Raw genomic sequence first — 8,820 nt, forward strand, 5'->3', positions numbered from 1 at the left:
TCCCGAGACGCAGCCCAGGAGCACGGCCGCTCCGACGACTGAGGTTGTCAGTCGGTTGATGGATCGCATGCTGTGTATGTCCCTCTCATCCAGTGGTGAATGTGAAGTCGAGTGGCGCCCTCTGCGTACTGGCTCGCCTCCGCGCCGCCGAGCAAGAGCGCGAAACACGGCAACGGAGCCTAGGAGATGATGAGTTGGTACTCGGCGGCAGCCACGGCGAGGAAGCCCGCGAGTGCCTCGTCGTCCATCAGGACGGTGGGATGAGGGCGGATGGTACGACCGGTTGCCGAACAACCACGGAGTATCCGGAGACGGTACTTGAGAGTTCACGCCCACAGGCCCACTCCCGTGAACTATGGGGATTCCCCTACGGCTTGATAGAATCTTGCATCGTCTTAGCACTGCCGGTCAGCCTGGCGTCGAGATCCTGTCCGGCCCACGGGACGCGAAGACCGCCACCACCGACAAGTGCCTCGCGACGTACGCGCTCCGCGGTCTGCCCGACGGCGCGCACACGGCGAGGTTCGTCCTCAAGTCCGGAAAGATCGTTCGACGCGTTCAACACCATCTCCGGGGACGTGGACAGCACTGTGGACACGACACCTATCCGGGGCGCCCTGGAGAAGATCGGACGTCCGGCGCAGGCGGACTACACGGCCGACTCCTGGGCCCTGTTCGCCTCCGCGTCGTCGGCGGCGACGGCTGCCGTGGCGGGACGGCAGAAGGGCCTTGACGCCAGCGCGTCGCGCAGATCATGGGCGGCGGAAGCGTCCTTGCTCCGTGCGTTCGCCGTAAATGATCAAGAGGCCGGACAGTTTTTGTTATGCAACGGTGCGGCGCGCGTCTCCTTGGTACAGGACCGGAGAAGAGCCAGGAGACAGTTCGATGGAGCAGGCCACCACAGACCGTTCGTTCAGCCGTCGCGGGATGCTGAAGCTCGCCGGCGCGGCCGGTGCCGGCGCCGGTGCGATCGGGGCGGCCACGGGGACCGCCTCAGCCGTGCCGACGGCCCCGAAAGGCGGGTTCGCCCACCCGGCGCTGCTGCACACGCAGGCCGACTTCGACCGGATGGCCGAGAAGGTCAAGGCGGGTGCGCAGCCCTGGACGGACGGCTGGAAGCGGCTGCTGAGCAGCCGGGACTCGGCGACCGACTACCGGCCACGGCCCGTCGCGACCGTCATCCGCGGTGGCGAGGGCGCGAACGTCCACCTGCTCTTCCGGGACACCGCCGCGGCCTACCAGAACGCCCTGCGCTGGAAGATCACCGGGGACGCCGGGCACGGGGACAAGGCGCGGGACATCCTCAACGCCTGGTCGGCCACCCTCAAGGAGCTCCGCGGGAACGCCGACCGGTACCTGATGGCGGGCATCCAGGGGTATCAGCTGGCCAACGCCGGCGAGATCATGCGCGACTACGACGGATTCGACCTCGGCCGGTTCCAGTCCATGCTGGTCGACATCTTCTACCCGATGAACGACTACTTCCTGGCCAACCACAACGACGCCGTCCCCGGGAACTACCGGGCCAACTGGGAACTGTGCACCCTGGCGTCCATCATCGCCATCGGCGGGCTCACCGAGGACCAGGCCAAGATCGACCGGGCGGTGGAGTACTTCAAGAACGGCGACGGCAACGGCTGTGTCAAGCGGGCCGTCCCGGTCCTGCACGAGGAGGCGGACGGCGTCGTCCTCGGGCAGTGGGAGGAGAGCGGCCGGGACCAGGAGCACACCATGGCCGGTGTCGGCTGGATGGGCGCGCTCTGCGAGATGGCCTGGAACCTGGGCGAGGACCTGTACGGGTACGACGACAACCGGTTCATGAAGGGCGCCGAGTACGTCGCCCGCTACAACCTCGGCAAGGACGTTCCGTACACCTCGTACTCGCGCCGCATGGGCCGGCGCCTACCGGGCCGGGGCGGAGTCCTGCACACCGAACCGGAGATCAGCGAGGTGGGCCGGGGCAGCACCCGTCCCATCTGGGCCCTGATCCACAACCACTACGCGGTGCGCCGCGGGCTGGTCGTACCGAACATCACGGCCTACAAGGACAAGCTCACACCCGAGGACGGCGGCGGGCTCCGCGGCGGGGCCGGCTGGAGCTACGACCACCTCGGCTACGGCACGCTGACCTACACCCGGGACCCGGAGGACGTCGGCGCGTCCGCGCCGGGCGCCGCACGCGAAAACAAGGCGGCTGACGACGCCTCGGGCAGCGCTGCAGGCGGCGGGACGCGCCCGCAGGGAGGCGCCCCCAACGATCTGGCCGCCACGGGGGCGGACGGCGTCCTTGCCTGGTCCGCCGCCGGGGCCTCGGCCCTCGTCGGGGGTCTGCTCCTGCTCCGCCGTCGCGGACGCGGAGCGAACACGCCCGGATCCGACGCGTGATCCGCGACGCCTGAGCCAGGCTGGGCGGACGGCTTCGGCGGCCTCGCCCGCGCCCACGGAGTCGATGTCGAATGACAGCGGGAGGTCGGCGCACGCACGCATCCGCGATCACGCGTCTCCAGCGAAGCGCGACGGGTTGTGGTGAGGTCGGCCGCCGCGGCCGCGAGGAGTCCGGCGCCGAGCGCCCGGATGACCTGGCGGCGGGCCGGCCTGTCGTGCTTCTCCCTGGGGTGTCGGCCCGGACCGGGCCAGGCGGACGGCGGTTACAGGGCAGCGGCCTCCTCGGTGGTGAGGAAGCGCAGGTTCTGCACGTGCTCGTTGACGAACATGGGCACGCCGTCCGAGGCCAGGTACCACGCCGGCTTGCCCCCGCTGTCGCGGATCACCCTGCCGTTGACACGAAGATTCTCGAAGGTGATGTCCTTGACGGTGTGCTCCGCGTCGGTCCCGGCGATGATCGACGTGTCGGCGTTCTCGCCGTTGTAGCTGACGTCCTTGACGTAGACGTTCTCGATGCCGCGGCCGGCCGCCTTGTTCCACTTCGGGTTGTTGACGACGCGCATGTGGAAGAGCTGGCCCCAGCGGAAGTCCTCCACGCGGATGTTGTCGAACCTGACGTCCCGGACGAGGTTGCCGTCGGCGGCATTGATGGCGATGCAGCCCTGGGCGTTCACCTGCGGCTCACGGTGGTCGAGGATGTCGATGTTCTCGAAGTTCAGGTTCTCCAGCATCTCGTGCGCGGCGGGGTCGGGGTTGCCGTGCACGGCCATGTTGATCGTGTGGGCGACGTCGGCCCAGAGGGAGCAGTTCTTGACGGTGATGTTGCGGGTGTCACCGTAGAAGTCCCAGCGGTGGGTGTAGAGGGCGATGCAGTCGTCGGACGTGCGCAGGAAGCAGCCGTCGATCGTGACGTTCTCGGAGCAGTAGAGCTGGATGCCGTCGCCCCAGCCCTCGCGGCTGAAGGCGCGCAGGTTCTTGATGGTGAGGTTCTGGCACTCGGCGACCCGGATGTTGTGGTAGCGGGGGTTGAGGATCGTGATGCCGTCGATCGTGACGTTCTCGCAATTGCGGATGGACATCGCGCCCGACTTGGAGTTGTAGATCACACCGCGGCCGATCAGCCGGGAGTTCTCCACCCCCTCGAATTTCACGACCGAGACGAGGACCGCACCGGGGGCCAGGTAGACGGTGGTGTTGCTGGGCACCGTCAGCTCCCCGTTTTCGGGAGTGTGCAGACCGGGCCCGAAGTACATGACGTGCTTGTCGCCCTCGGCGGGCACGTCCTGCTCGATCGGGTTCGCGAACAGGTGCAGGCAGTCGAAGATCTTGTCGTCGACCTGGACGACGACGGTGCGGGGCCGGTCCAGGGTGAAGCGCGCGGTGCTGCCGAGCACCTCGGGGGTGATGCCGTACGAGTCCGGGCGTATACGGACCTTCTCGACGCCGCCCGGGTTGTAGGTGACCTCGACCTCGACGGTGCCGGAGAAGTCGAAGGAGGCCCAGGAGGACTTCTGGACCGGGTTGCGGGCGGTGACGGCGTCGATCAGCGCGAGCTTGGCCAGGTAGACGTCGAGTCTCTGCCAGGTGCCGCCGAGCGGCCGGACTTTGACGGTGAAGGAGTTGTTGGCCGGCACCTGCGGCAGGGTCGGATGGATGACAACGATATCGCCTGTGGAACCGGCTTCTGCGGCCGCAGCCTGAGCGGTGCCCGTGACACCGCTGACCATACTGCCGACAGCGAGGGCGCCTGCGGCCTGAAGGGCGGTGCGCCGGGACAGGGACGAGCTCATGAAGACTCCTTGATGGATGTGGGCGGGCGGCCGTCTGCGGCCGGAGGCGGGGCCCGGCGGCCGCTGAACATGCGGGCAGAGCCCCGACCCTTCACAGATGGGGCGTTCGGGTAGCAGGAGGCGCTTGAGGATCAGAGGGACGTTCGGGCCATGACGAAGTGGATCGTCAGGGCGAAATCTGCGGCACGGCCGAAATCTGCGCAAGGGTTTGGCGAGTTTTCGAAACAACCGGTTGCTATAGGCGGGCGGTGCGCCGCCGTCCCGGTCGAGAGCTGGGCACGGCGTGCTCGATCGCAGGCCCGAGGTCCGGGCCTCGTGGCCGGCGCCGGGTGGCGGCGCTCGGCGGCGCGGGAACGGGTGACCTGGGCGGTGACCTGCGGCATCGGCATCGGCGTCCGGACGGCATCCGCCCAGGGTGCGCCAGGCAGCCGTGCGGCTCGCCGTGGGCGGGCCAGGGGGATCGGCGCGAGTGATCAGTGGCCGTCCGGCGGTGTACCACTCGGTCAACCGTTGGAAACCGGTTGGGCAGTCTTGACCCCTCATCTCCTCGTAACTACAACTACTGCAGGGCAGCAACCGGTTACCGCCGACGGCCGGGGCAAGCGGCTCGCCCCGACACGATCCTCCAAGGAGAGGTCCCTTCCCCATGAGAGCTTCAGGAGAGCCTGAACCGCCCGCCACGCACGGAGGAAACCGCCCGGGGGCGCTGTCCCGCCGGAGCATGCTCACGGGCGCTGCCCTCACTGCCGGGATGGCCGCGGCGGGGATCGGTACGGCCCGGCCGGCCCTCGCCGCGGAGGCGGGCGCCCCGGTCAGGGCGACCGCGCGCATGGGCGGCACGTCCATCACGGTGGCGGCGGTGAACGGGGCGCTCCAGTGGTCCGCCACCCGCGACGGCAAGACGGTCGTCGATGCCTCGACCCTGGGCCTGAGGCTGGACGACGGCACTGTCCTCGGCAGCAGCGTCACGGTCACCCGGAGCCGGTACCGGACCGTCCACGACACATGGTCCCCGGTGTACGGGCGCAACGCCACCGTCACCGACCACTACCAGGAGCAGTCCTGGGACTTGCAGGACACCGCTTCGGGCATCCGCTTCGGCGTGCAGATCCGCGCGTACCGCACCGGCGTCGCACTGCGCTACCTGCTGCTCGACGAGGGCAGCCTCAGCATCGCCGACGAGCTGACGACGTTCGCCTTCCCCGATGGCACAACCGTCTACAGCGCCCGGGACGAGGACGCCTACGTCCCGGTGGCGCCGGGTGCCATCCCGGTGACCGGAACGCCCACCACGGACACCGGCCCGCTGACCGACCTGCCGCTGACCGCCACGCTCGCGGGCGGGTTCATCGCCTGTGTCTGCGAGTCCTCCCGGCTGAACTTCCCGCGGCTGAAGCTCAGTTCGGTTCCCGGGCAGCCGGGCACGCTCTCCGCCTTCCTGATGGAGCACACGGCGCGCGGGTCCGGACCGGTGGAGACGACGTCCACCGTCACCGCCCCGTTCGCCACGCCGTGGCGGGTGGTGGTGATCGGAGCCACGCACGCCGAACTCGTCGACAACGCCGAGCTGGTACTCAATCTGGCCCCGCCCAACGCCCTGACCGACACCTCGTGGATCAAGCCGGGCAAGGTGTTCCGCTGCGAACTGACCACCGCCGCCGGCCTCGCGGGCGTCGACTTCGCCGTGGGCCGGGGCCTGCAGTACATCGAGTACGACGGCGGATGGTACGGACCGGTCACCTCACCCGCCACGCACCCGATTCCCGAGATCGACCTTCCCTCGGTCATCTCCTACGCCACCGGCCACGGCATCGGGGTCATCCTCTACGCGGACCGCACCGCGGTGGGCGACGCGGACTCCCTGTTCGCCCTCTACCGAAGCTGGGGCATAGCGGGCGTCAAGCTGGGCTTCGTCCTCGACGGCACCCAGTCGATGACCAACCAGATCACCGACTGGGCCCGGACGGCCGCCAAGTACCAGCTGCTGATCGACATGCACGACGACGTCCGGCCCTTCGGCTACGAACGCACGTACCCGAACTACCTGAACCTGGAAGGCGTCCGCGGCAACGAGCAGTTCCCGACCGCCACGCACAACGTGACGCTGCCCTTCGCCCGCAACATCGGCGGCCCGATGGACTACACCATCTGCTACGGCCAGTCGCGCAACAAGACGACCAACGCCCACCAGATGGCGATGGCCGCCGTCTACTACCAGCCCCTCAACTTCCTCTTCTGGTACGACAAGCAGACGTCCAAGTACGCCAACCCCGCGAACTGGCCCGGCCTGCCCTGGTTCAACGCCGTCCCCACGACCTGGGACGAGAGCCGGACCCTGGCCGGATCGATCGGCGAGTACATCGCGGTCGCCCGCCGCAACGGCTCCACCTGGTACCTCGGGGCGATGACCAACGAAACGGCCCGGACGCTGCCGATCCCGCTGTCGTTCCTGGACGACGGCACGTACACGGCGACCGTCTACGCCGACGGCGAGCCGGGCAGCAGCCCGTTCCGGACCCCGGTCGTGGTCAGCACCCGCACCGTCACCGCGGCGACCACGCTCGACGTGGCCATGGCGAGCGCGGGCGGCCAGGCGATCATCCTGGAGCGGAGCTGAGGCCGGGCGCCGGTCGTACGGCTTCTCAGGCTCACTCGGAGCGCGTGCGGGTTCCAGAGCACAGCGCGCGTACGTCTGTCGCCGTCCGCGGCAGCCCGGGAGCCACATCTTGATCCGCAACAGGAGAACAGCCTTCGCCACAAGGTTCGTACGCGTGCAAAGGCTCTCGCGAGCAGGTCAGGACCGCTTGCGCACTGGACGCCTGGCCTCCCCGTTTCGGTTGGGTCGGCTGAGCTGGGTTGACTGTGGAGGGTCGTGGCTGTCGGCGGATGGGCGTGACTGGCGGCCCGGCGCTCGGGTCGGGTGCTCCGGGTTCCTCGGGTCGTGGGTGGGCAGACGCAGCGCCGTTAGTCAGCTGACCGGCCTCGGCAGGGCCGCGAGGCAGATGAAGTCGTTCGCGAGCTCATGTCGCCAGGGCCAGGTGGAGGCGATCCGCAGGGGGAGGCGGCGGCCTCAGCGGGTGATGCGGGCGGCTGCGTGCAGCAGCCGGTAGCGGAGCTTCTTCGGCTCGGCGGAGGCCAACTCGCCCGCCGGCAACAGAGCCTGGGCCCACACGAGCAGATCGACGGCGGTCACGGACAGCTCCAGCCAGGCGGCGTTGATCTGGAAGGGACGGGAGGGGAAACGGCCGAAGCCGGTGGTCCTGCCGCTGGGGGTACCCCTGGACGGAGTCTGAGGGAGGGCGCGGTCCTCGAAATGCGGCCGGTGTCCGATGCCCAGGAACACGACGCCCTCGCCCCAGCCCGGCTCCACCGCTGCCGTCCGGGGCGGTGGTAGCGACGGGCCGCCTGGCGTCGTACCGTCGTCACGCGTCCGGCAGCCGCTGATCGTCAACCATGGTCGCGGCGATCATCGGCGGTACGCGCTGCGCCTCCGCCTCGGTCCGCTGCTGCAGCTGTCGCGTTGTCGCGCGCCCTGCGGAGTGTCTGGCCGGGGTTCAGGACCCGGTGGAGTCGGACGGCGGGCGCGGGCCGCCGAAGCCGTGTTCCGAGAGGTCGAACCAGTTGCCCTCCGGATCCATCGCCCGGTACTCGGCGAAGGGACGGTTGGTGAAGCGTTCAGCCGGCTTCGGAGTGCCGGCCGCCACCAGGGCCTCGGTGGTGGCCGCCGTGTCCTCGATGTGGAATCCGAAGTGGTTGAAGCCGACCGGGGTCTCACGATCGAGCTGATGCTTGATCAGGGCGAGGGAGAGATAGCCGTCGGACAGGAAGCAACTGCCGTCCGGATCGTGGTGAAAGAGTTCCATCGCGAAGACCGAGGAGTAGAAGTCCGGAGACTCTACTTGAGAGTTCACGCTGTCAGGTCGGCTGCAGTGAACTGTGGGGATTTCCCTACGGCTTGATGGGGACTTGCGGACGGACGGTTCGCCACGTCGAGGGTGATGAGCCTCAGGCGCGCAACGCTGGGGGGCCGTGTCCGCCTCGGTGGGTCCGGGCAGTCGACAACGCCGCCGCCGGGGTCAGCAGGCGGCGACCCCGGCGCGACGAAATCCCGGGTCGGCGACCGGGGGTTCATCGCCGTGCGCGGATTCTGTCCAGCGATCGCTCTTGTCGGCGCACCGAACTGTTCGACCTCCGCTGCCCCGCCCCTCGTGCGCCCCTGCAAAGAAGTCCTTCCGACCGGCGCTCGCTTCCACCGGCTTCGGCAGCTCGTGAGCCGCTGAAAGGGCTCCCGGCGACCGTTGCTGCTCCTGCACGCCCTCGGCCGGTTCCAGCAGGCCCCGACAGCGAACTGCGCTACAGCGCGGTCGAGGAGGACCTCCGGCGTCTGCTGCCCGAGTAGGGCCCACCCCACAGGACAACGCCCGCCTACCCCTTCCACCACCTGGTCGGCGACGGAGTTGCGGGAAGTGCGTACCGACCACGGGCACGGAAGTCCCGGGAGCGGGGTGCGGGACATCCGGAGACAGGTGCACCGGCCGGCTCGCACCCGAACTCAGAGCTCAGAGCGGGGTCGTGTCCCTTGTCGTGGTGTAGCCGATCATCCGGCGGTCGTGTTGGTGGTGTTGGGTAGCGCGGGGGCGCTTTC

At 69.0% G+C, this 8,820-nt stretch carries 5 protein-coding genes and 1 pseudogene; 3 read left to right on the plus strand and 3 right to left on the minus strand.

Features of this window, described 5'->3' with window-relative positions:
* Nucleotides 1–885 precede the first annotated feature (885 nt).
* A complete protein-coding gene (locus ACP4J3_RS50240; RefSeq protein WP_426544925.1) occupies nucleotides 886–2,385 on the plus strand; it encodes an alginate lyase family protein in 1,500 nt (499 codons plus the stop codon).
* Between the two features lie 263 nt (nucleotides 2,386–2,648).
* Here the strand turns inward: ACP4J3_RS50240 and ACP4J3_RS50245 are convergent, their stop codons facing one another.
* Complete coding sequence (locus ACP4J3_RS50245; protein WP_426544927.1) at nucleotides 2,649–4,175, minus strand: glycosyl hydrolase family 28 protein; 1,527 nt, start codon at nucleotides 4,173–4,175, stop codon at nucleotides 2,649–2,651.
* Nucleotides 4,176–4,896: 721 nt separating this feature from the next.
* Here ACP4J3_RS50245 and ACP4J3_RS50250 point away from each other — a divergent pair.
* Complete coding sequence (locus ACP4J3_RS50250) at nucleotides 4,897–6,792, plus strand: glycoside hydrolase family 97 catalytic domain-containing protein (RefSeq protein WP_426544929.1); 1,896 nt, start codon at nucleotides 4,897–4,899, stop codon at nucleotides 6,790–6,792.
* A 453-nt stretch (nucleotides 6,793–7,245) separates the two neighbouring features.
* On the opposite strand, the gene ACP4J3_RS50255 is transcribed toward ACP4J3_RS50250, so the two are convergent.
* Both ACP4J3_RS50255 and ACP4J3_RS50260 read right to left on the minus strand, forming a co-directional pair.
* Nucleotides 7,246–7,545 carry a hypothetical protein gene (locus ACP4J3_RS50255; protein WP_426544931.1) on the minus strand — a complete coding sequence of 100 codons (300 nt, stop codon included), beginning with the start codon at nucleotides 7,543–7,545 and terminating at the stop codon, nucleotides 7,246–7,248.
* Nucleotides 7,546–7,729: 184 nt separating this feature from the next.
* Nucleotides 7,730–8,086, minus strand: a complete 357-nt coding sequence (locus tag ACP4J3_RS50260; RefSeq protein WP_426544933.1) for a VOC family protein — start codon at nucleotides 8,084–8,086, stop codon at nucleotides 7,730–7,732.
* A 381-nt stretch (nucleotides 8,087–8,467) separates the two neighbouring features.
* On the opposite strand from ACP4J3_RS50260, the pseudogene ACP4J3_RS50265 reads away from it, so the two are divergent.
* A pseudogene (locus ACP4J3_RS50265) lies at nucleotides 8,468–8,735 on the plus strand (phosphorothioated DNA-binding restriction endonuclease); the annotation flags it as partial.
* Nucleotides 8,736–8,820: the final 85 nt, after the last annotated feature.

It is taken from the genome of Streptomyces sp. UG1 (genome assembly GCF_049974585.1).
Lineage (GTDB): Bacteria > Actinomycetota > Actinomycetes > Streptomycetales > Streptomycetaceae > Streptomyces.

Excerpts from the sequence above, each read along its gene's own strand:
- ACP4J3_RS50250 (WP_426544929.1), top strand. The coding sequence starts at position 4,897 with ATGCTCACGGGCGCTGCCCTCACTGCCGGGATGGCCGCGGCGGGGATC.
- ACP4J3_RS50245 (WP_426544927.1), bottom strand. The coding sequence starts at position 4,175 with ATGAGCTCGTCCCTGTCCCGGCGCACCGCCCTTCAGGCCGCAGGCGCC.
- ACP4J3_RS50240 (WP_426544925.1), top strand. The coding sequence starts at position 886 with ATGGAGCAGGCCACCACAGACCGTTCGTTCAGCCGTCGCGGGATGCTG.